The sequence below is a fragment of the Colwellia sp. BRX8-7 genome (genome assembly GCF_014077275.1).
Classification (GTDB): Bacteria; Pseudomonadota; Gammaproteobacteria; order Enterobacterales; family Alteromonadaceae; genus Colwellia_A.
In genome coordinates this window covers 62,711-84,533 of sequence record NZ_JACGVP010000007.1, presented here as the reverse complement: position 1 = coordinate 84,533, position 21,823 = coordinate 62,711, and the positions used below count along the sequence as shown (strand labels likewise).

The 21,823-nt window shown below is 37.2% G+C and carries 20 protein-coding genes; 13 read left to right on the top strand and 7 right to left on the bottom strand.

What is annotated here, in order from left to right; genetic code table 11:
* The first annotated feature begins 22 nt into the window (after positions 1 to 22).
* Together H4J57_RS08660 and H4J57_RS08655 are read left to right on the top strand one after the other, a co-directional pair.
* On the top strand, positions 23 to 844 hold the full coding sequence (locus H4J57_RS08660; protein WP_182242526.1) for a sulfite exporter TauE/SafE family protein: 822 nt from the start codon (positions 23 to 25) through the stop codon (positions 842 to 844).
* A gap of 48 nt (positions 845 to 892) precedes the next feature.
* On the top strand, positions 893 to 1,726 hold the full coding sequence (locus H4J57_RS08655) for a thymidylate synthase (protein WP_182216905.1): 834 nt from the start codon (positions 893 to 895) through the stop codon (positions 1,724 to 1,726).
* A 58-nt stretch (positions 1,727 to 1,784) separates the two neighbouring features.
* Here the strand turns inward: H4J57_RS08655 and H4J57_RS08650 are convergent, their stop codons facing one another.
* Positions 1,785 to 2,030, bottom strand: a complete 246-nt coding sequence (locus H4J57_RS08650) for a YfhL family 4Fe-4S dicluster ferredoxin (RefSeq protein WP_182242525.1) — start codon at positions 2,028 to 2,030, stop codon at positions 1,785 to 1,787.
* A gap of 7 nt (positions 2,031 to 2,037) precedes the next feature.
* On the bottom strand, positions 2,038 to 3,438 hold the full coding sequence (gene yegQ, locus H4J57_RS08645; RefSeq protein ID WP_182242524.1) for a tRNA 5-hydroxyuridine modification protein YegQ: 1,401 nt from the start codon (positions 3,436 to 3,438) through the stop codon (positions 2,038 to 2,040).
* Between the two features lie 264 nt (positions 3,439 to 3,702).
* On the opposite strand from yegQ, the gene H4J57_RS08640 reads away from it, so the two are divergent.
* Positions 3,703 to 4,545, top strand: coding sequence for an HDOD domain-containing protein (locus tag H4J57_RS08640; protein WP_182242523.1), 843 nt, complete (start codon positions 3,703 to 3,705; stop codon positions 4,543 to 4,545).
* Positions 4,546 to 4,651: 106 nt separating this feature from the next.
* Here the strand turns inward: H4J57_RS08640 and tolC are convergent, their stop codons facing one another.
* Positions 4,652 to 6,013: an outer membrane channel protein TolC gene (gene tolC / locus H4J57_RS08635; RefSeq protein WP_182242522.1), complete on the bottom strand. Its 1,362-nt coding sequence runs from the start codon at positions 6,011 to 6,013 to the stop codon at positions 4,652 to 4,654.
* A gap of 195 nt (positions 6,014 to 6,208) precedes the next feature.
* Here tolC and H4J57_RS08630 point away from each other — a divergent pair, with 195 nt between their 5' ends.
* The 8 genes from H4J57_RS08630 (at position 6,209) to arsJ (ending at position 13,646) form a co-directional block, all read left to right on the top strand.
* Positions 6,209 to 6,847 (top strand): NUDIX domain-containing protein, encoded by a 639-nt coding sequence (locus H4J57_RS08630; RefSeq protein ID WP_182242521.1) that lies wholly within the window; start codon positions 6,209 to 6,211, stop codon positions 6,845 to 6,847.
* Positions 6,848 to 7,342 carry a DUF1249 domain-containing protein gene (locus H4J57_RS08625; RefSeq protein WP_182242520.1) on the top strand — a complete coding sequence of 165 codons (495 nt, stop codon included), beginning with the start codon at positions 6,848 to 6,850 and terminating at the stop codon, positions 7,340 to 7,342.
* 5 nt (positions 7,343 to 7,347) lie between these two features.
* On the top strand, positions 7,348 to 8,109 hold the full coding sequence (locus tag H4J57_RS08620; protein ID WP_220465937.1) for a metallophosphoesterase: 762 nt from the start codon (positions 7,348 to 7,350) through the stop codon (positions 8,107 to 8,109).
* Position 8,110: 1 nt separating this feature from the next.
* The gene (locus H4J57_RS08615) at positions 8,111 to 8,710 is read left to right on the top strand and encodes a YqiA/YcfP family alpha/beta fold hydrolase (protein WP_182242519.1); all 600 of its coding nucleotides are present in this window, start codon (positions 8,111 to 8,113) and stop codon (positions 8,708 to 8,710) included.
* A 57-nt stretch (positions 8,711 to 8,767) separates the two neighbouring features.
* Positions 8,768 to 10,654: a DNA topoisomerase IV subunit B gene (gene parE / locus H4J57_RS08610; protein WP_182175801.1), complete on the top strand. Its 1,887-nt coding sequence runs from the start codon at positions 8,768 to 8,770 to the stop codon at positions 10,652 to 10,654.
* A 215-nt stretch (positions 10,655 to 10,869) separates the two neighbouring features.
* Entirely contained in the window at positions 10,870 to 11,226 is a 357-nt protein-coding gene (locus tag H4J57_RS08605) for a metalloregulator ArsR/SmtB family transcription factor (protein WP_182216891.1), read from the top strand.
* A gap of 22 nt (positions 11,227 to 11,248) precedes the next feature.
* Complete coding sequence (locus H4J57_RS08600) at positions 11,249 to 12,274, top strand: ArsJ-associated glyceraldehyde-3-phosphate dehydrogenase (RefSeq protein ID WP_182216890.1); 1,026 nt, start codon at positions 11,249 to 11,251, stop codon at positions 12,272 to 12,274.
* Between the two features lie 130 nt (positions 12,275 to 12,404).
* Positions 12,405 to 13,646, top strand: coding sequence for an organoarsenical effux MFS transporter ArsJ (gene arsJ, locus H4J57_RS08595; RefSeq protein WP_182242518.1), 1,242 nt, complete (start codon positions 12,405 to 12,407; stop codon positions 13,644 to 13,646).
* Between the two features lie 70 nt (positions 13,647 to 13,716).
* On the opposite strand, the gene H4J57_RS08590 is transcribed toward arsJ, so the two are convergent.
* Positions 13,717 to 14,880, bottom strand: coding sequence for a flagella assembly protein FlgT (locus H4J57_RS08590; RefSeq protein ID WP_182216887.1), 1,164 nt, complete (start codon positions 14,878 to 14,880; stop codon positions 13,717 to 13,719).
* A gap of 195 nt (positions 14,881 to 15,075) precedes the next feature.
* Here H4J57_RS08590 and H4J57_RS08585 point away from each other — a divergent pair, with 195 nt between their 5' ends.
* Both H4J57_RS08585 and H4J57_RS08580 read left to right on the top strand, forming a co-directional pair.
* On the top strand, positions 15,076 to 15,732 hold the full coding sequence (locus H4J57_RS08585; protein ID WP_070375998.1) for a FlgO family outer membrane protein: 657 nt from the start codon (positions 15,076 to 15,078) through the stop codon (positions 15,730 to 15,732).
* 39 nt (positions 15,733 to 15,771) lie between these two features.
* Positions 15,772 to 16,239: an LPP20 family lipoprotein gene (locus H4J57_RS08580; RefSeq protein WP_070375999.1), complete on the top strand. Its 468-nt coding sequence runs from the start codon at positions 15,772 to 15,774 to the stop codon at positions 16,237 to 16,239.
* Positions 16,240 to 16,256: 17 nt separating this feature from the next.
* Here the strand turns inward: H4J57_RS08580 and H4J57_RS08575 are convergent, their stop codons facing one another.
* From H4J57_RS08575 to srmB, 3 genes are all read right to left on the bottom strand, one after another.
* The gene (locus H4J57_RS08575; RefSeq protein ID WP_259366825.1) at positions 16,257 to 19,145 is read right to left on the bottom strand and encodes a TonB-dependent receptor; all 2,889 of its coding nucleotides are present in this window, start codon (positions 19,143 to 19,145) and stop codon (positions 16,257 to 16,259) included.
* A gap of 107 nt (positions 19,146 to 19,252) precedes the next feature.
* The gene (locus H4J57_RS08570; RefSeq protein WP_182242516.1) at positions 19,253 to 20,314 is read right to left on the bottom strand and encodes a FecR family protein; all 1,062 of its coding nucleotides are present in this window, start codon (positions 20,312 to 20,314) and stop codon (positions 19,253 to 19,255) included.
* Between the two features lie 184 nt (positions 20,315 to 20,498).
* On the bottom strand, positions 20,499 to 21,740 hold the full coding sequence (gene srmB / locus H4J57_RS08565; RefSeq protein ID WP_070376001.1) for an ATP-dependent RNA helicase SrmB: 1,242 nt from the start codon (positions 21,738 to 21,740) through the stop codon (positions 20,499 to 20,501).
* Positions 21,741 to 21,823: the final 83 nt, after the last annotated feature.

The window sequence follows — 21,823 nt, the reverse complement described above, 5'->3', positions numbered from 1 at the left end:
TTAACTTAAAAAGCAGTAAACAATGTTATTAAGTATCTTTCTAATTTGCGTGTTACTCGGCTCAGTGGTCGGTTTCTCTGCTGGTCTTTTAGGCATAGGTGGCGGGTTGATAATTGTACCCGCTTTGGTGTATTTATTACCGCAGCTAGGGATTGAACCGAACTTAGTTATGCCAATGGCGCTTGCGACCTCGTTAGCCACTATTGTTGTTACTTCACTTTCCGCGGCATTAGCTCATCACCGTAATAGCAATATACCTTGGCCACTTGCTAAGCAACTCATGATGGCGATTGCATTAGGATCGTTACTTGGCGGATTTATTGCTGATATGCTTTCTGTTGTTGCACTAAAAAATACTTTTGCTATTGCTGTTTTTTTACTTTCGTCTTATATGTTTATTGCTATAAACCGAGCGAAGAAAAATAAATTAATTAATCACAACGATGATGAAAAACTACCCAAAAATATCATTGTTAAAGGTATTGGCTTTTTTACTGGTATTTTAGCAAGTCTAATGGGCATTGCTGGTGGTGCTATTCTAGTCCCGGTATTAAGTTACTTTAAAGTTCCTTTACGCCAATGTATTGGTGTTGCCACGGTCAGTGGTATGGTTGTGGCCATATTTGGTGTTAGCGGCTATGTGATTGCTGGTTGGGGAGAAGAGAACTTACCCAAATATAGCTTAGGCTATGTTTATTTACCTGCCTTGCTTGGTATCATTATTACGTCTTCTCTTTTTGCTCCAATAGGTGTTAAAGCGGCGAGTAAGTTACCGGTCGGTACTATCAAGAAAGCATTTGCGATATTTTTGATGCTAGTAGCAGTTAAAATGATATTAAGTTAGTACAATAGCGTTTGTTTAAAATTAAAATTTTTTAGAGAAGGAAAGACAGTGAAAGAATATTTAGATCTCATGCGACATGTTCGTGATAACGGCGTACAAAAATCAGACCGCACAGGTACAGGCACCAAAAGTATTTTTGGTTATCAAATGCGTTTTGACTTAGCAAAAGGCTTTCCACTGGTCACCACTAAAAAATGTCATCTAAAATCAATTATTCATGAATTATTATGGTTTATTAAAGGTGAGTCTAATATTGCTTACTTAAGTGAGAATGGCGTTAAAATTTGGGATGCTTGGGCAACAGAGTCGGGCGAACTAGGGCCTGTATATGGAGTACAGTGGCGTAATTGGCCATCAGCCAATGGCGAAACAATTGATCAACTTACACAATTGATTGATGATTTAAAAAATAACCCAGATTCACGACGTCATATTATTACCGCTTGGAATCCGGCATTATTACCTGATACATCCATAAGCCCTGCAGAGAATGCTGCACAGGGCAAGCAAGCATTACCCCCGTGCCATACGCTTTTTCAATTCTATGTACTCAATGGCAAGCTGTCGTGTCAATTATATCAACGCAGTGCCGACATCTTTCTAGGTGTACCCTTTAATATTGCAAGTTATGCACTATTTACCATGATGATCGCCCAAGTCTGTGATTTAGAGCTAGGTGATTTTGTTCATACTTTCGGAGATGCTCATTTATACTCAAACCATATGGAACAAGTTGATGAACAACTAAGTCGCACTCCGCTACCTTTGCCAACTATGAAAATTAATCCTGAGATAAAAAGTATTTTTGATTTTACTTTTGAAGACTTTGAATTAGTGAATTATCAATGCCACGCTCATATAAAAGCCGCTATATCTGTCTAAATACAAACTTAATCGACTGAGCAATTGCACGTTATTGTTTCAGTCGTAGTAGGTGCTGTTAACCATGCATAGCGATAAATTTAGCTAATAACGTTTGCTCATTTTCATTATGCTTTGGATCTTTTTTGATACAATTAATAGGACAAACGCTAATACAAGTCGGCTTGTCATAATGGCCAACACATTCAGTACATTTATCCACGTCAATTTCATAAATCATGCTACCCAATGCAATGGCCTCATTAGGACATTCTAGATCACACATATCACAGTTAATACATGCATCTTCTATAATCAGTGCCATGGCCCTATTACGCTACTTGATTTTGTGTAAACGGTTGGCGTGTTGTGCCACCTTCATTAAGGTAGCGCATAATAATACCAAAAGTTAAATCGTGCTCGCTTACTAACGAAATTGATACTTTATGACCGGACCCTTTTGCGTCAATAATAACTTCACCTTTGGCGTTCTCCATATGAGATAAAACAAAAGATGTATTACCTAGCGGTGTCATTAACTCTAAACGGTCACCGACTAGAAATTTATTTTTTACTTCTATTTCTACTAAACCTGTTATTTCGTTGCGGCCTAATATTTCACCAACAAATTGCTGAGTATCACTTTTTGAATAACCGTAATCAGAATTTTGTGTGTCACTATGGCGGTGACGTTTTAAGAAACCTTGGGTATAACCTCGGTGAGCAAGATGTTCTAAATCGGTATTTAAATTTTGATTAAAAGGTTTATTACTTAAAGCATCAGAAATAGCTTGGCCATAAATTTGTGCTGTTCGAGCACAGTAATAAAATGATTTAGTTCGACCTTCAATTTTTAATGAATGCACGCCTATTTTTATTAAACGTTCTACATGTTCAACGGCACGTAAATCCTTTGAATTCATTATATAAGTACCGTGCTCATCTTCAAATGCTGGCATATATTCACCGGGTCGACCTTGCTCTTGCAATAAAATAATATCCTCAATTGGTTGTTGCTCTGGAATAATGATTTTAGCTGAATCAGGGATAAATAGTTCTGGTTTTACTTTAATGTCTGGCTGTACCGCTATTATATCACCGGTTTCGTTTTCTTTTGCTTGGTGGCTATCATATTTCCAACGACAAGCATTTGTACATGTTCCTTGATTTGGGTCGCGTTTATTAATGTAACCAGACAACAAGCAACGACCAGAATATGCCATGCATAAAGCACCATGAACAAAAACTTCTAATTCCATTTCAGGGCATCGAAAACGAATCTCTTCAATTTCATCAAGCGATAATTCACGTGATAAAATAACGCGCTCAACACCTTGTTGATACCAAAACTTTACGGTTGCCCAATTAACCGCATTAGCTTGCACAGATAGATGAATTGGCATATCAGGGAATTTTTCCCGTACCATCATGATAAGGCCGGGATCAGACATGATCAGGGCATCGGGCTGCATTGCTATAACGGGCGTAATATCTTTAATAAACGTTGTTAATTTACTGTTATGTGCAGCAATATTATTGACTAAGTAAAACTTTTTACCTAGGGAATGAGCTTCATTAATACCAATTTTAAGATTCTCTAAATTGAATTCATTATTTCTCACCCGTAAAGAGTAACGGGGTTGCCCTGCGTACACAGCATCAGCTCCGTAAGCAAAAGCATAACGCATATTTTTTAAGGTTCCAGCAGGCGATAATAATTCAGGTTTTAGCATAATGAACAACATAGATGATTTATATTAGCGGTATTATAAAAACATCGTTTGTCATAGGTAAACAGCTTATCAGGCGGTTCTTTGATGAAAATCATATTAAGTGATTAAAAACTAGAATTTTAAATATTTGAGCATTTGTCTAATAAAGATACAGTATTGAAAAATTTACTAATATTTGACCTAAAATAATAATATAAGCAAAAAACTGTGCTACTTTTTAATGTAATACAATTGACAAATGATAATAATAATTAAGGTGAGACTATGGGAACTGAAAATGCCCTTTATACAATTTTAGTAGAAAAAATTAAACAAGATGCGCTTGTACTTCCAACCTTGCCAGAAGTAGCACTGAAAGTGCGCCAAGCGGCGGATGACCCAAACATTAACTTAAAACAAATGAGTGATATTATCGGTCATGACCCTGCTTTATCTTTGGGTATGTTGAAAGTAGCGAATAGCGTTATTTTAGGACGTTCTGTTAAAGTTGAAACAGTCAACCAGGCTGTAACTCGCATTGGTTTGCGCCAAATCAAAAGTATCGCAACAGCGATGGCGTTAGAGCAAGTATTTGTTTCAAAAAATGAAATAGTTTCAATGTATTTGAAAAAGTCATGGAAAAAAACCGTCGATGTAGCCGCAGTTGCCATCAGTTTAATGACTTTTTATATCCAAGACCATAAACACACATCATTAACGTTAGACACCTTAACATTGGCGGCACTGGTTCATAATATAGGTGTTTTACCCATTTTAACTGAAGCTGAAAATCATCCTGATGTTTTCGCTAACCCGACTTTTTTACAGCAAGCTATTGCTAAGTTAGCTGCGGATATTGGTGGAGAAGTGACTAAAGCGTGGGGATTCTCAGATGAATTTGTCACCTTAGTAACCAGTTGGAGTGATTTAACGGTATTACCTGCTGAAACTCATTATTTGGACTTCATTCGTGCAGGTGCTATTCACAACGGTATTTTCAAGAATGTATCAACCTGTGAAGTGTTATTAAAAAGCTATGTGAATAAAGGTATTTTACCTGACGTGGACTTTATGAAAAGTGAAGAATTTCAACAGATGGTTACTGATGTAAAAACTATGTTTAGTTAATAACAATAAAGTTGTAGACAATAAAAAACCCTGAAATATCAGGGTTTTTTTATATCTATAACTTTTAAACCTACAATTAATACTTCACAAAGGAAGTTTAATAAGCTTACTTAGCGGCACTTAACCCTTGATTGATGTTGATTAAGTCTTGCTCACTGATTGTACCTGCCGCACGTTTTAACGATAAAATTGATTGTACATAATTATAGCGAGTTGATGATAAGTTACGTTTTGCGTTATATAAATTACGCGTGCTATCTAACACATCAACAATAGTACGAGTTCCTACTTCAAAACCAGCTTCCGTTGCTTTTAATGCACTATCAGCACTAACAACAGATTGCTCAAGGGCTTTGATTGCCGAAACAGCAGCAATAACGGTGTTGTAAGCATTACGTGTATTACGAACAACATTACGATAAGTTAACTCTAAATCTTGGCTGGCAGCAACATAGTTGCTCTGTGCTTCGCGAACAGCACTTGACGTAGCGCCACCAGAATAAATAGGTACGTTTAACGTTATGCCGATAGACTGACTATCTAAAGCAGGGTTTTCAAAAGTGGCATTGTTTACTTCGTTATCTTGATCTCTAGCACCATAACTGCCCGATAAACTTAATGTTGGATAATGACCAGATCTTGCGATATTAATATTTTCTTTAGCAACATCAACCGCTATTTTTTGGCTAATTAAATCTAAATTTTTTGCTTCTGCTGTTTGTTGCCATTCATTTGCACTGTCAGGTATAGGGCGTGAGGTACTGAAACGTTCAGTGTTTAAAACACTTAAGTCTCTTGGATACACATTGGTAATTACCCTTAACGCTTCTTCTGCAGTGTAAACACTGTTTTCAGCGCGAATTTCAGAAGTAACGGCATTATCGTATTGCGACTGTGCTTCATGCACGTCTGTTACTGCTTTTAGACCAACAGAGTAACGTTGTTTTGTCTGTTCTAATTGACGCTCAATAGCCGCTTTTTCTGCTTTAGCAAAATCTAAATCGTCTTTAGCACTCAAAACATCGAAATAAGCGGTCGTTACTCTAACAATCAACTCTTGTTTTGCTGCTTGATAAGAAACATCACTGCGGTGCGCGGCTTTTTTAGCATTATCTAATCTTAACCATGTACTATGATTGTATAATGGCATACTTAAACTCAAGCCATAGCGCAAAGTATCAGATTTATTGGTCAATGTTCTATTTGATGATTGCCCATCATCCGATGTTGGAATAAATTCATCTTTACTTTTTGTATAGCTAGCTGAAGCACTAATCTCTGGTAATAAAACAGCTCTGGCTTGATCTATGCCTTCTTTTGATGCGTTAAATAAAGCCTTTGATCTCAATACGGTAGGATCATTTTTTTGTGCTTGTTGATAAACGCTCAATAAATCTTCAGCGTTAACTAACGTAGTATTAGTTACACAAACCAAACCAATGATGAGTGCCGTAATTGTTTTTTTCATGAGTGAGCTATTCCTTTGAGTGTGCCATGTACGCTATATTGTTATGATACTATCGTATCTTGATTTTTGAATTAGCTAAATATAATAAATGTTTGCGAATGCATTCTAGTGTAACAAAATGTTTTATGCTAGTGGTCGCTTTATTATAATATCTTCATTTATTTAAATTTTTTATATGGGAAATAAAGCCGCTCAATGCCTAACAAAAATACAAAACCATCTAAGTTTTCAAATAAAGACGTCACCATTTATCAACAAAAAACCTGCTACCAAGGTGTTTTTAAAATGGATGAGTATCAACTTAGCCATCGATTATTTGATGGTGGCGAAAGTAAAGTATTAACGCGCGAAGTTTTTGAACGTGGTCATGCGGTAGTCGTTATTCCTTATGATTCGACCTCTGATCGTGTTGTGTTAATCGAACAATTTCGAGTTGGCGCTATTGGTCAAGGAGACACGCCATGGCTATTGGAGTTTGTCGCCGGTATGTTTGGTCAAGATGAATCGCCTATTGATGTTGCTATTCGAGAAGCTAAAGAAGAAGCCGACTTAACGTTAAATGCTAATCAACTCGATAAAGTGCTGGAGTATTTTTCAAGTCCTGGTGGTATGAGCGAAGTTATACATTTATATGTTGCTAATATAGATAGCAAAAATGTCTCAGGGGTGCACGGTTTAGAAACTGAAAGTGAAGATATTTTGTTGCATGTCATGTCAAGAGAACAAGCCATGTCGTTGTTAGAAAATGGAAAAATCACCAATGCAGCAACAATAATTGGGTTACAATGGCTACAGAATAACTTTCATCAACTACAGCAGAAATGGTCTTCGTAAATGATACAGCAAAGTAAAAAATATCAGCCAAGATTATCAACCTTAATGAATCTTTGTGAAGTTAACTATATGTTTTTAGTTCGCTTATTGGCCAGTCATAACGATGAAGAAGCGGTTGGTGATGAGCGGTGTTTTTTTATTTCTGATTTTTTATCTTACAAGATAACAATACTCGAAATTACTCGCTACACCAGCTTGGTGAGTATTCGCCAAGAACTGCCTAAGACAAAAGCAGTCGTTACTGGAGAAGATAACAATAATAAAACGGTATTTGACCACATTTTACGTCCCAAAATGATTATCCGTTTATATCATGATGCTCGAATGGCTGAGGTGATCAGTAATCAAGACATCAAACAAGTTAAACCTCGTTACGATTATCCTAATAGTAAAATGCATTTACCTGATGAAAAAGAGCAAATTAATCAGTTTCTTAAAGAATGGCTGCAACTTTGTTTAAAGTTAGGCCAAGTCAACTTATCACTTTTTGAGTAATCCTTTTGTCTTCTATTTTTAAAATTGCGCAAATAAGCGACTGCCATTTGTTTTCTCAAACAGATGGTTTGCATCATGGTGCTAATGTTTACCATAATTTAGTCAGTGTTTTAGACGACATTAAAAATCAGCATTTAGTCGATGCTATTGTATTCACCGGTGATATAACTCAAGACCATAGTGAAAAGTCTTATCAACTTTTTGTGCAAGCTGTTGTTGAAAGTGACATAGCGATACCTTTTTATTATTTGGCGGGGAATCATGATGAACTCGAGTTATTGGATAAATATTTATCTGTTCCTCCTTTCAATCGTGAAAAAGTCTTTAATGATAAATATTGGCAAATTGTTTTACTTAACAGTAAAAGTGAAACACCGAAAGGTCTGGTAACACCAAGCGATTTATCTGCATTTGAGTCAATCGTTGATGATAAAAAACATCAATTAGTGATGATGCATCATCACCCATTAGATGTTGGTTATTTTATTGATCAACACGGTTTAGAAAATCAAGCAGAGTTTTGGCAAACGATTAATAAGTTTTCGAGTATCAAAGCTATTACCTGTGGTCATGTGCATCAAGCATTAACCTTGTATTCAGACCAATCACCAGCCATTCCCTTATTTACCTGTCCGGCTACATCGATTCAATTTGACACCAATAAAAGCGCTGGTGCTTCAAATGGACAAGGGCCAGGCTATCGTGTTTTTTCGCTATTTACTGATGGAAAAATAAAGTCAGACAGCTACTTTTTAACAAAGGAATAAAATGTCTAAACAGATTAATATTTTATATATACATGGTTTTAATTCATCACCACAATCGATGAAAGCGCAACTGACAAAACATTACTTTAATGAACATTTTCCCGAAGTCTCATTTTTTAGCCCTCAGTTAGCTTCATCACCAACGGCTGTTATCAAGCAATTAACGACACTAATAGACTCAAAAAACGATAGAGAAAATATTTGGTATTTTATTGGTTCATCACTAGGTGGCTATTTTTCAACGTATTTATCAGAGAAATATCAAGGCAAAGCCGTATTAATTAATCCGGCGGTAAAGCCCTTTGAATTATTAGTCGATTATTTAGGTGAACAAACTAATCCTTACACGCAGGAAGTTTATTACATTGAAAAGCATTTTATTGAGTCATTAAAAAGCCTTGAACAACAATTTATTTCGAAAAATAATTACTTGGTCATGGTACAAACAGGCGATGAAGTGTTAGATTATCAAAAAGCTGTCGATAAATATTGTGACTGCCAAATAATTGTCCAGCAAGGCGGGGATCACAGCTTTATTGATTACTCGAAAGTGTTACCTAAAATTGCGATGTTTTTTAATTTATACCCAACGAGTCAATAAAGTAGACCGATAGGTATTAAAACATTTTTTAATCATAATCATTATTAGAATAGTTAAATGAGCGAACAATATAATTCAGACTCCATTGAAGTCCTCAGTGGTTTAGACCCAGTACGACATCGTCCAGGTATGTACACAGATACTTCTCGCCCTAACCATTTAGGCCAAGAAGTTATTGATAACTCGGTTGATGAGGCTTTGGCTGGGCATGCGCAAAATATCACCGTTGTGCTCGATAAAGACCAATCACTGGAAATTATTGATGATGGTCGAGGCATGCCAACCGATATTCATCCCGAAGAAGGTGTCTCAGGTGTTGAGCTTATTTTCTGTAAACTTCATGCCGGTGGTAAATTTTCTAATAAAAATTATCAATTTTCTGGTGGTTTGCATGGTGTTGGCATTTCTGTGGTTAACGCACTTTCTACCCGAGTTGATGTTTCAGTTCGCCGTGACAGTAAAGTGTATGAAATGGCTTTTGAGCATGGTGAAAAAGTTGAAGAGTTACATGAAACCGGTACGGTTGGCCGAAGAAATACCGGTTCACGCGTAAAGTTTTGGCCTGATCCTAAATATTTTGACTCAGCAAATTTTTCAGTGCGTCGCTTAGTACATTTATTAAAAGCGAAAGCTGTTTTATGTCCAGGCTTGACCATCAAGTTTCATGACAAGAATGAAGATAAAAAATATCAATGGTATTACGAAGATGGTTTAGTCGACTACCTGAAAGATTCTCTTAAAAGCTGTATTTGTTTACCTGAAGACCCTTTTGTTGGGACTTTTTCTTCTTCGCATGAAGCCGCTGATTGGGCCGTAACTTGGCTCTCTGAAGGTGGAGAGGGCATTGGAGAGAGTTATGTCAATTTAATTCCAACCATCCAAGGTGGTACACACGTCAATGGTTTACGCCAAGGCTTATTGGAGTCAATGCGCGAATTTTGTGAATTTAGAAACCTCATTCCTCGCGGTGTAAAATTAACGCCAGATGATATATGGGACAAATGTTCATATATTTTATCGGTGAAAATGCAAGAACCACAATTTGCAGGACAAACTAAAGAACGTTTATCTTCTCGACAATGCGCCGCTTTCGTTACCGGTGTGGTAAAAGATTCTTTTAGTTTATGGTTAAATGAACACACTGAAATCGCAGAAAACCTTGCTGAATTTTGTATTTCAAATGCTCAGCGACGCTTGCGTGCCAGTAAAAAAATTATTCGTAAAAAAATTACTCAAGGACCTGCTTTACCCGGGAAATTAACTGATTGTGGCAGTCAAGATATTGCCCGAACAGAATTGTTTTTAGTGGAGGGAGACTCGGCGGGAGGTAGTGCTAAACAAGCGAGAGACCGTGAGTTTCAAGCAATTATGCCGCTTAGAGGTAAAATTTTAAATACCTGGGAAGTCGATTCCGGACAAATACTGGCTTCACAAGAGGTCCATGATATTTCAGTGGCATTAGGCATAGATCCAGATAGTGATGATTTATCAGAATTACGCTACGGTAAAATTTGTATTCTTGCCGATGCCGATTCCGATGGTCTTCATATCGCAACGTTATTATGTGCTTTATTCATGCAACACTTTTTACCTTTAGTGCAACGTGGCCATGTTTATGTGGCTATGCCACCACTTTATCGTATCGATGTCGGTAAAGAAGTTTTCTATGCCTTAGATGAAGCCGAAAAAGACGGTGTTTTAGATCGAATAGAAGCTGAGAAAAAACGTGGTAAAGTTAATGTACAACGTTTTAAAGGTCTGGGTGAAATGAACCCTCTGCAACTACGCGAAACGACTATGGATCCAAATACACGTCGTTTAGTGCAATTAACGGTAGATGAGCACTCTGAAACGATGGAGTTAATGGATATGCTACTGTCAAAAAAACGTAGCCCAGATAGAAAAACATGGCTGCAAAGTAAAGGTGACATGGTCGAAATTTAACCATATTTAGTTTCTTAACACCAAAGCATGAGTTAACTCATGCTTTTTTTTGCGCTTTTATCTAACAACTGTTTTTATTTAAAAAGGTTATTTGCATACTCTCTCAATATGAAATAACATATGTTTTTCCATATATATGAAAAAACATATGTTAAATGTGTATTGTTATTTTATGTATGTTCCAAATAAGCTTTCGAATTAATGCGGTGCCAGTTATGAATAATGATAGGGTGGTTCAATTTTTTAAAAATTTAGCTGATGATACTCGGCTAAAAATAATTTTACTTATACAAATGGAAAAGGAACTGTGTGTCTGTGAATTAACGGCCGCTTTGTCTTTATCTCAACCTAAAATATCACGTCATATTGCCCAACTTAAATTACATCATATTCTCAGTGAACGAAAAGTAGGACGCTGGGTTTTTTATAGTCTCGTTGATGCAATGCCATTTTGGCAAAAAGAAGTCATCGAGTTATCAAGTCTTAACAATCAAGCATATTTAACCGCATGTGTAACAAACCTTATTGATATGGGCAATCGTCCGAGCAGACAGCAAACATGTTGCGAATAACCTTAATAAATAGGAATAAATCATGACAATTAAAGTAGGAATTAATGGCTTTGGCCGCATCGGACGTTTAGTTTTACGTGCGGCATGGCAATGGCCAGAAATAGAGTTTATTCAAATTAATGATCCCGCAGGTGATGCTAAAACATTAGCACACTTACTGAATTTTGACTCTATTCATGGTCGTTGGAAATTTGATGCACAAGTCGACAATAACCAAATGATCGTCTGTGATGAAGATGGTGAACATCACATTAATATTAGTCATAATTTAACCATAGCTGAAACTGACTGGTCACAATGTGATGTTGTTGTAGAAGCTTCTGGAGTGATGAAAACGACCAAACTATTAAGCGCTTATTTAGCACAAGGTGTTAAACGGGTTATGGTTACAGCACCCGTAAAAGAAGAGGGCGCCTTAAATATTGTCATGGGCGTTAATCATCACCTTTATAACAAAGCACAGCATAAAATTGTCACTGCTGCTTCTTGTACCACTAATTGTTTAGCGCCAGTGGTTAAAGTTCTCCAAGACAGTGTTGGCATAAAACACGGCAGTATGACGACTATCCATGATATCACCAATACGCAAACTATCCTTGATGCGCCTCATAAAGATTTACGTCGAGCGCGAGCTTGTGGCCAAAGTTTAATTCCAACGACTACCGGGTCTGCAACCGCTATTACCCATATTTTTCCTGAGCTAAAGGGAAAATTAAATGGTCATGCCGTGCGAGTTCCGTTAGCGAATGCCTCAATTACTGACTGTGTATTTGAGCTAAATAGAGCCGTAACAGTTGAAGAAATTAATCAATTGATGTCTACGGCGGCACAAGGAGACCTAAAAGATATACTTGGCTATGAAGAGCGTCCTTTGGTCTCTGTTGATTATAAAACGGATCCACGTTCATGTATTGTTGATGCGCTATCAACCATGGTTGTTAATGACACCCAATTGAAAATGTATTTGTGGTATGACAACGAATGGGGTTATGCCAATCGAGCTGCAGAGTTAATGTTGTTAGTTGGACGATCTGATATTAAGGACTAGTCTTTGAGAATATCGACATAGACTGCGTTTTTAAAAGAATAATATCTTGGCGTTACGCTAATGTTTAATACTCTTGATTATTTATTAGCATACGCCAACATCAATCGAAAATACCATCATTGGTACCTTTATGTTAAACAGAATAACTGCACTGCCTAGTGCGGTAAAACAGTACCTATTAATTACCGCTAACTATTGGTTTTTCACCTTAACCGATGGTGCTTTGCGTATGCTGGTATTATTACATTTTCATCATCTAGGTTATTCCCCGCTTGCCATTGCGATGTTATTTCTATTTTATGAAGTTTTTGGCGTGATAACCAACCTAGTTGGCGGGTGGTTAGGAGCAAAAATTGGTTTGAATAAAACCATGAATATTGGTCTGTTCAGTCAAGTTTTTGCTTTATTAATGCTAACAGTTCCTGAACAATACTTAACCGTTATCTGGGTTATGTTGGCACAAGCGCTGTCGGGTATAGCTAAAGATCTTAATAAGATGAGCGCTAAAAGCAGTATTAAAACGTTGGTACCAACGAGCAATAACAACCAAGATCACGCTGTTCTTTTCCGTTGGGTTGCTTATCTTACAGGATCAAAAAACGCCTTAAAGGGTATCGGTTTTTTCCTAGGTGCCTGGTTACTAAGTACCGTGGGATTTTCAGTAGCCATGCTAATAATGGCGAGTGTGCTAGCGATTGTTTTTGTGCTTAGTCTGTTATTATTGCAAGGTGATTTAGGTAAGGCAAAGCACAAAGTTAAATTTAAAGAGATATTCTCAAATCACTCATCATTAAATTATTTGGCGGGCGCGCGCTTATTTTTATTTGCTGCTAGGGATATTTGGTTTGTTGTCGGATTACCGATATATTTGGTCAGTAATTTAGGTTGGCAACATACTAATGTTGGGATATTTATGGCGTTATGGATTATCGCTTATGGTATTGTTCAAGGCTCAACACCTAAATTTTTTATTAAAAATAACCAACATAATATCAAGGGTCATTTGTTATTTACTTGGGGGATGATTTTATCTGGTGTTACCTTGTTGTTAGCACTGTTGATGTTTTATGCGACCAAGCTCAACATCAGTACTGAAATCATTATTATTGCAGGCTTATTTATTTTTGGGGCTGTTTTTGCTATTAATTCTGCGCTACATAGCTATGTGATTGTAGCCATGGCGAAAGAAGATGGCGTTTCTATGGATGTTGGCTTTTATTATATGGCTAATGCCCTGGGAAGGTTATTAGGGACTGTTATGTCAGGTGTTATTTATCAATTTACTAACTTAATTACCTGTTTAATCATTTCCGCTTTGTTTGCTGGACTTTCAGCCTTATTGATTAAACGTATTACTCTGTCAAACGAATAAGGCGCAAAACAGTGACAAGGTTAACGTTACCAGCATGCTGGTAACGTTAACATTCTATATAGCTATGAAGTTAGTAACGCACCGCTAAATCATTTAATTGGATGTTACCCAGTAATTGCCCGTCAGTAGTCATTGCCTGTGCGCTTTGCTGAGACACTTGGGTTATTTTTACTGTGTAAGGGCTAACGTTAAAACCGGCATAGGTTTTTCCTGAGTCAGTAATGATATTATTTAAGTGTAATAGAGAAAACTCATCACCAACTTTTACGCCATGCCTTTTACCTAAATTAATCGTTAACGAATTACCGGCTATTTGCACTACCTTGCCACGAGTAGGTTGACACATCATATTTTCGTCGATATCAATGATCATATCCCCTAACACTTTTTCAATGGCCATTCCGTATTGGCTTTGCCAAAATACTTCGCTATGAACATCAACTTGCTGACGTTTGCCAAATTCCCATGGGGCAGAACTACGGTACTGCTTAGTGAAGACAGATTCACCATTAGTACCGTTGTAAATATATAGGCTGACACTAAACTGACGGTTAAAAACATCTTCTTGCCAGAACTGCCAACCGTTGGTTGAGGCTTGTGCAAAGCTAATGTCATTAATTTCAGAATACATGACATACTGAGTATCGCTGATATTAGCTAACGACATGGTGAGATTTTTTATTGCTTCAACTTGTAAGCTGTTATTTAATCTTGAGAACTGAGACTTCTCTTTTAATAACAATCGGGTGTCGAGATAAATACCTTGGTTGTTAATTTTATAAGCAAGCTTAGCCATCAATTTATTATCAAGAGCATAAATTTTACCGATACTCGCTTGCTCTCTATGCATTAAGTTACTACGGGTAATTAATAAAGACTTTCGATAATCAGAAGAGAAGCACTGTTTACTTTGTGGGAAGATGTCAGCACGAATGGTTACGGTGACCAAATTGCCCTCATAATTTTCATCAACCAGCTCAAAAGAATTTACGGTACCACTGGCGCGAATATTTATTTCATTTTGTGTCAATAATCCGTTAACCGTTTTTTGCACACTCGATACGGAAGCTCCGGCAACGAGTAAGGCTTTTTTTAATGCATTCTCTATGGCTAATGTTTTTGCTCGTTCGGCATTGCCCTGCATTATTACTGACTTTCCCTGAGCTTCATACCACTGGGCATCAGCAGAATGAGTGATAAAAAATAAAAGTAGAGCTGATATAAATAAGCGCATATGAAGTCCGTCAGTAAAAAAGGTTTAATATCTACTGTCGAATATGCAGTTTCTATGCCCACTTATTTTAATACGCAAGTAACTTTATAGATTGGCGCGATTTGTGCTTTATTTATATTAGAAACTATTTGATGTCGTTTATCGATATTACTGCAAAACTGATTATTCGCTTTCAGAGCGATCAAGGGGAGCTCAATGAAAAAGTGGCTTATTCCATTATTTATTCCAACGTTGATGTCGTGTTCATCAATGAATATGATGAGTGATGAAGATAATTTTTATAAATCAAAGCAAGAAGTACGAGGTGAAATTGACAGTTTCAATCTACCTCGACATGCGATAGCAGATGTTGTTAAAGGGCTTACTTATCAGATGCTTGAAAGCAGCTCTTTTGTAAACCCTAAAACACCTATCGCGGTAGCTTCTTTTGTCGAATTAGAAAACCTTGAGTCAACTAATTGGCTGGGTAATCAAATATCAGAGAACTTTGTTCATGAATTACAGCGCCATGGTTTAGTTGTTATTGATTTTAAAACGACGGGACATATTCGTGTCACTGCTCAAGGTGATTATGTTTTTAGTCGCGACTGGAAAGAGCTGCCAGAGCGGCAGATTATTGACTATGTTGTAACCGGTACCATGATGGAACAAGAAAATGGTGTGATGATTAATGCTCGGATGATTGGTATGCAATCACGTGTTGTTGTTGCCACGGCACAATCTTTTATCCCAAGCTGGGTAATTGGTGAACAGATTAATCAAGATGAAAGTGTTCGGATAAAAGATGGATTAATCATTCGAAACAGCGTTATGTTAGCAGAAGACGAACGTTCAATTAAAATTGTTAATTAGTTTTTTATATTGATGTAGGACTAACTTTTGGTATTTATGATGAAAAAAATTATTCTTAATATATTAACCGCTGGTAGTTTAGCTTTGTTACTTGCCAGCTGTTCTAGTGTTTATGACAAACACGTACAATGGCAAAGTGTTAAGCCTGAAACCTTCCCTGTGTTACATGCTATTGGCCAAGCGCCGATAAGTTTGCAAAACTCACAACATGAAACGCAGCGTATGTTGATGGCGATTAATGCCTCAAAGCTTGCCGCTTATGCAGAACTTGCAGAACAAGTTTATGGGCAAAAAATAAATGGTGAAATGACCATGTCACAACTGATAATGGGTAAAAATGAAGTGTCAGCGTCAGTTCAAGGTGTCATCCGCGCAGCTAAAGTGATTAAAAGCTATCCTGTTGGCGACAGTTACACCACAGAGTTAAGTTTAGACTTTGAAGATGTTTATAATATTTATTTAGCTTCTTCACCCAAACGTGAAATTAAAGCGGTTACCTATTATTAAGTGTTAACAGCACACCCTTAAAAATCATATTGCAGACTTGCATAAAAATATGCGCCGTTAAAACCGAAAGGAGCTGATCGGCGTGAATATTTGAATACACCTGTGCTATCAACAATGATATTACCTTGTTGATCTTCAATCGTGCCTCCTCGAGAGTTTCCTATACGATTTTTGTCAGGCATAACATCAAATAAATTATGACTACCCACAGTGACCGCAAGATTTTTTGACATTTGATGGCTAACGCTAATATCAGTTAATAGCTCTGCGCCATAAGTTTGTTTACCACCATCGGTTATCGTATATTTACCATAGTGATTGAACAATATATTGATGGTCCAGTGCTGGTTTTTATAAAGGGTGTTTACACTTACTTTATTGCGTGGTTGCCACTCTTCAATGATAGAAATATCTTGCTGTGAAAAAATTTCTTCAACGCTAATGGTATGCAGTGTGCTGTGATCAGGTGTAAATAACTTGGTTACCTCTGTATTGGTAAAGTTTGCCGCTAAGGTGAAGTTAATATCTCCAGCAAAAGCTTGAGTCTGCCAAGTAGCAACAATATCAGTGCCTTGAGTTGCGGTATCTGCACCATTTAAGAAAAACTGTCCTTTGGTAACAGACTCCTCAGTAAAAGCTTGGTCGAGTAGAGGTGATATTCCCATACCCAATTTACTACTAATGACAATACGATTATCAATATCAATCTGATAAAAATCAAAGCTAATATCTACATTCTCAGTAGGGCTGTAGATAAAGCCAACACTGAGGTTGTCAGATTCTTCTTCTTTTAAAGAAGGCACCCCGAGTCGAGTGGTCAAAGTACTATCATTTCTGAATGTTTCCACTTCCTCACTCAACAATGAGCCACTTTCGTCAACAATAAACTGTGTACTGATATTATTGAAATACATTTGCTGCATAGAAGGTGCACGAAAACCTGTGCTATAGGCTCCGCGCAAAATAAGTTGCTGGTGTGCTTGCCAATGCACCGCAAGTTTTGTATTGGTGCTGTTACCAAATATATCATAATCATCATAACGAATGGCCGCACTGAGCTCGATAAAGTCATTGATTTGGGTCACAGACTCCGCAAAAAGTGAAACAACATCACGGCTCTCGTTAACCGCAAGTTCAGGTGCAACCCCCGGAAAACCTTGAATACCACCAGCGGCATCTTGGTCAAACAATGCTTGATCATTGTCGGTATCATAATCCTGAAAGCTGTAGGGGTTACCTGGTATTATTTGGTATATTTCTTGGCGAAACTCTGCGCCTAACGCGAGTGAATAATTTTCATAGTCTTGGCTAAAAAGTAAATTTACTGTCTCAAGTGACAAGGATAGCCCGTAAGCAAAAGCAGACTTTGGTAATTGAGCACGTAATTCATCTACTGTTAAGTCACTGGTTTGTAATAGATAGTTAGCGTAAGAAGCATTAAGTGAATCTTTAGTCGTATAGTCTATTTGGTTCTTGCCATAGGTATATGAAATATCAATGGCGCTGTCATTATCGAAAGCCACTTTATAGCCAAAATTGTATGACATATCTTTTATATCTGAATCTATTTTGGGTAAATAACCCTGAGGAATCGTTGCTTGACCATCGCTTAATAGTGGGTTTTCATTGTTATTCGCGCTGTGACGAAAAAATGCGGCAGATTGGTTTTCTCGATGTGAATAGGTTAAAAAGCCATAAAGTTGCCCGTTATTCAGTTCAAATGTACTGTTTGCGGCAAAAGAAAGTTGTTGATACGAAGGGTCGCCAATACGAAATGTTGCTCGGTTAGCGGATAACTCTCGAGGATCATCGGTTTGCCAATGACCATTGTCCAATTGAATGCACTGGCCAAATTGGCAGGCACCATGTAAACCTGAGCGGTTGGTACTTTGATGGTCGACTAAACTTAATGTGGCATTAATAAAGCCGTCATCACCCAGCGGTAAACCTTGCGTATAAGATAGCTGATAATCTTGACCATCGCCTTGCTGATAAGCACCTGCTGATGTTGTTAAGGTCGCTTGCTCACTACTATCGTTTAGCACAATATTAATAACACCCGCTATGGCATCCGAGCCATATTGTGCGGCTGCACCATCACGTAAAATTTCAATACGTTTAATGGCTCTTACTGGAATGGCGTTCATATCTGTACCAGCTGTACCTCGGCCAACAGAGCTATTAATATGAATTAAACTCGCTTGATGACGACGCTTACCATTTAATAAAATCAGTGTCTGATCCGGTCCTAAACCACGCAATGTTGCTGGCTGTAATACGTCACTGCCATCACTTATTGCTGAACGAGAAAAATTAAAAGAAGGTACTAGTGCTTGCAATATTTGACCAAGGTTAGTCTGGCCACTATTACGCAGAGTGTCAGCAGATATAATATCAACAGGAACAGGTAACTCTTTTACGGTTCTGCCATTAATATGACTACCAACAATAACTATTTTTTCAATGGCTTTGACTTTTTCTGTGGTCTTAATTACTTGTTTAGATTTGCTCTGCGCTGTAACGTTATTTTTCTGCTTTATCGACCATTGGCCTTTATTATTTATTTCTGCATGAAGCCCCGTGTTTTTAAGGAGCTTCCTCAAAGCCAAAGAAACTGAGTAATAACCCTCTATGGCATTACTGTTAAAACTTCGGGTTAAATCATAAGAAAATATAATGGTTTGATCGGCCTGCTGGGCAAGTTTAATTAATGCTTGATCAACGGATTGAGCGGCGACAGTAAAGTGCGTTATATTGGGTGCAATAGCTTGTACTTTAGCTTGAGTGGTTAAACTAAAAGATAATGGAAAAATAATAAAGAATGAACAAAAAAAATGTGTCAATTGTTTTGTTAAAACAGCACGGTGTTGCTGTTTTTTTCTTTCTTTAAATAAATAGTTTAGCAAGGTGTCAACTAGTGCTTTGATTGTGATCGTTGAATACAGAAAGCTCACCTTCTATTTATAATTTTTATTCATTGTACTTATCTATAGCCTATTTGAGGCGTTGACCATTAAATTATGGCGTCAGTTGCTTTGGTGATAACTACAGTGTTGTGACTTGTCTTGGTATATTTTAGGTCGAAATTATAGCTAATTGAATCTAATAAAGTACCAACATCGTCTGACTTAAAATAACCGGACACTTTCATTTGGGCAAGCGCTTTATCTTTGATGGTAAATTTAACATCGGTATAGCGACTAATTTCATCAAGTGCAGTGGCCAGTGATTCACCATCAAAAATAAGTATGCCTTTTTTCCAGGAAAGTTCCTGAGATAAAGTGAGTGATGAAATTTTATTTGTCGGTGATTGAATTTTGTTGATTATAGTCGATTTTTCACCTGCAACTATAATGCTATTTTTTTGTGGAAATTGAACCGTACTGGCTATTTTTTTCGTTAATGCCGGTAACGTTTCATTCGAATCAGCGATTAATACTCGCCCTTCGGTAACAATTAACTCTAACTGATTATTATCGCTTTTTTGTACATTAAAAATGGTGCCTAAAGCGGTAAATGATTGTTGCCCAGACGTAACACTAAAGGGGCGTAATTTATCTTTTGCGACTTCAAAAGAGGCTTCGCCTTTGATCAAATTTAATTGACGATGTTCTTCACTGAAGCTAATAGTGAGTAAACTATCAGTGTTTAACTCGACATTTGAACCATCGGGTAAGGTCACTTTTTTATGCTCGCCTATTTTTGTTGAAAATTGATCATAAATAACTTCAGATGACGTTGATTGAAAAAACGAAAATATAGGTTTATTTAAAAAAAACTCACTGGTGATGATACCAAAGAAAATAACACTGGCAGCCATTGATAATTGCATGAATAATTTTTTAGAGTGAGGAGAGTGTTTTTTTTCTAAAGGAAATAAACCATTAAACTCGGCAAGTAACTTAGAAATTTTGGTCGAAGGTGAGTACTTATGAAGGGCTAAGTGATGATTGTTTTCTTGATTAACCCAAGCAACAAAAGCTTGTCGCTCTTGTTGCGACAATCCTTGTTCAATGCGAGATAGCCAATATTTGGCCTGCACTTCTATTTCATTATTATATTGTATTTTAGCCATAATAAATATTTTGTCTTCATTCGATTCACGCAAACATCGATATATTTATTCGACCATGCCGTGCATCCTAGCGTAATAGCAAACGGTTTTTTATTATCAAGTAAAACTTACTTTACCTAACAAATCAATATGATAATCAGGGCTTTCAAAACTAGAAAACCCTCCTATATTTTCTACTCTACCTTTATTTCTTTTTGTTTGCACGTTTTGCTTGTTTTTTCGCCTTAGCTTTTTTCTGTGATTTACTAATTTTGATCTTAGGTTTTTTCAAGGCAACTTTAGACTCTTTATATTGTGGTTTTAAGCCTTCAATATTTCGACGTGATAAACGCTCGTCCATGTAACGTTCAATCTTGGCAATGACAGGCATATCGTGTGCTTCAACTAAAGAGATAGCCGTACCTTTATTACCCGCTCTGCCTGTACGACCAATACGATGTAAATAAATATCTGCTTTGCGTGGCATATCAAAGTTAATAACATGAGTAATGTCATCAATATCTAAACCACGAGCAGCAACATCAGTAGCAACCAATACTTTTACCATACCTGAGCGTAAACGATTAATGGCATGATTACGTTTGTCTTGTGGCATTTTACCTTCAAGCCAAGCACAGGGGATTTCTTCAGCGTAGAGTTTTCCTGACAAATGCTGGACCGTTTCACGTTTGTTTGCAAAAACAACCGTGCGTTCAAAGCCTTCTTGTTTTAACAAGTTGATTAATAATTTAAATTTATGTTCTTTGTCATCTGCTAAGTGAAGCCATTGGTGAATTTTGGCTTTTTCTTTTCGTGATGGGTGAGACTCTAAAAATACTGGCTCGTTAAGTACTTCTTTTGAAAAACGTAAAACACCCGCACCTTCGAGGGTTGCTGAGAAAAGCATGGTTTGCTTACGCCAGCGAGCTTCACCAACAATACGGTTAATCGCATCAGAGAAACCCATATCAAGCATACGGTCAGCTTCATCAAGTACAAGAATTTCAATGTCGCGGGCTTCAAATTGTTCTGATTCAAGATATTCAAGTAGACGGCCTGGCGTAGCAACTAGAATATCGGTGTTCTTAGTTAAGACATCTTTATGGCTGTCATAACTAACACCACCAGTGATCAACCCAGTTTTAATATCAGTTAATTCAGTTAATTGTGTACATTGCTCACTGGTTTGAATAGCAAGCTCGCGCGTTGGTGACAAAATAAGTACCCGAGGAAAACCTGGGCTTTTACGCGGGTAATCTAGCAGATGTTGAGCGATAGGTAATATAAAAGCAGCTGTTTTACCTGTGCCCGTTGGCGCTGAAGCTAAAACATCTTTACCTGTCATGGCGACAGGTAAAACCAACTCTTGAATAGATGTTGGTTTTTTATAGCCAGCATTTGTAATGCCGCCTAGTAGTGCTGAATCTAGGTCAAATTGCTCAAACATAAAGTATAATTTCGGTCAGGATAATATTGCCGTGAATTATAAAGCGAAACAGGCTATTTAGCTAAAGCTAAAGCTATTTATTT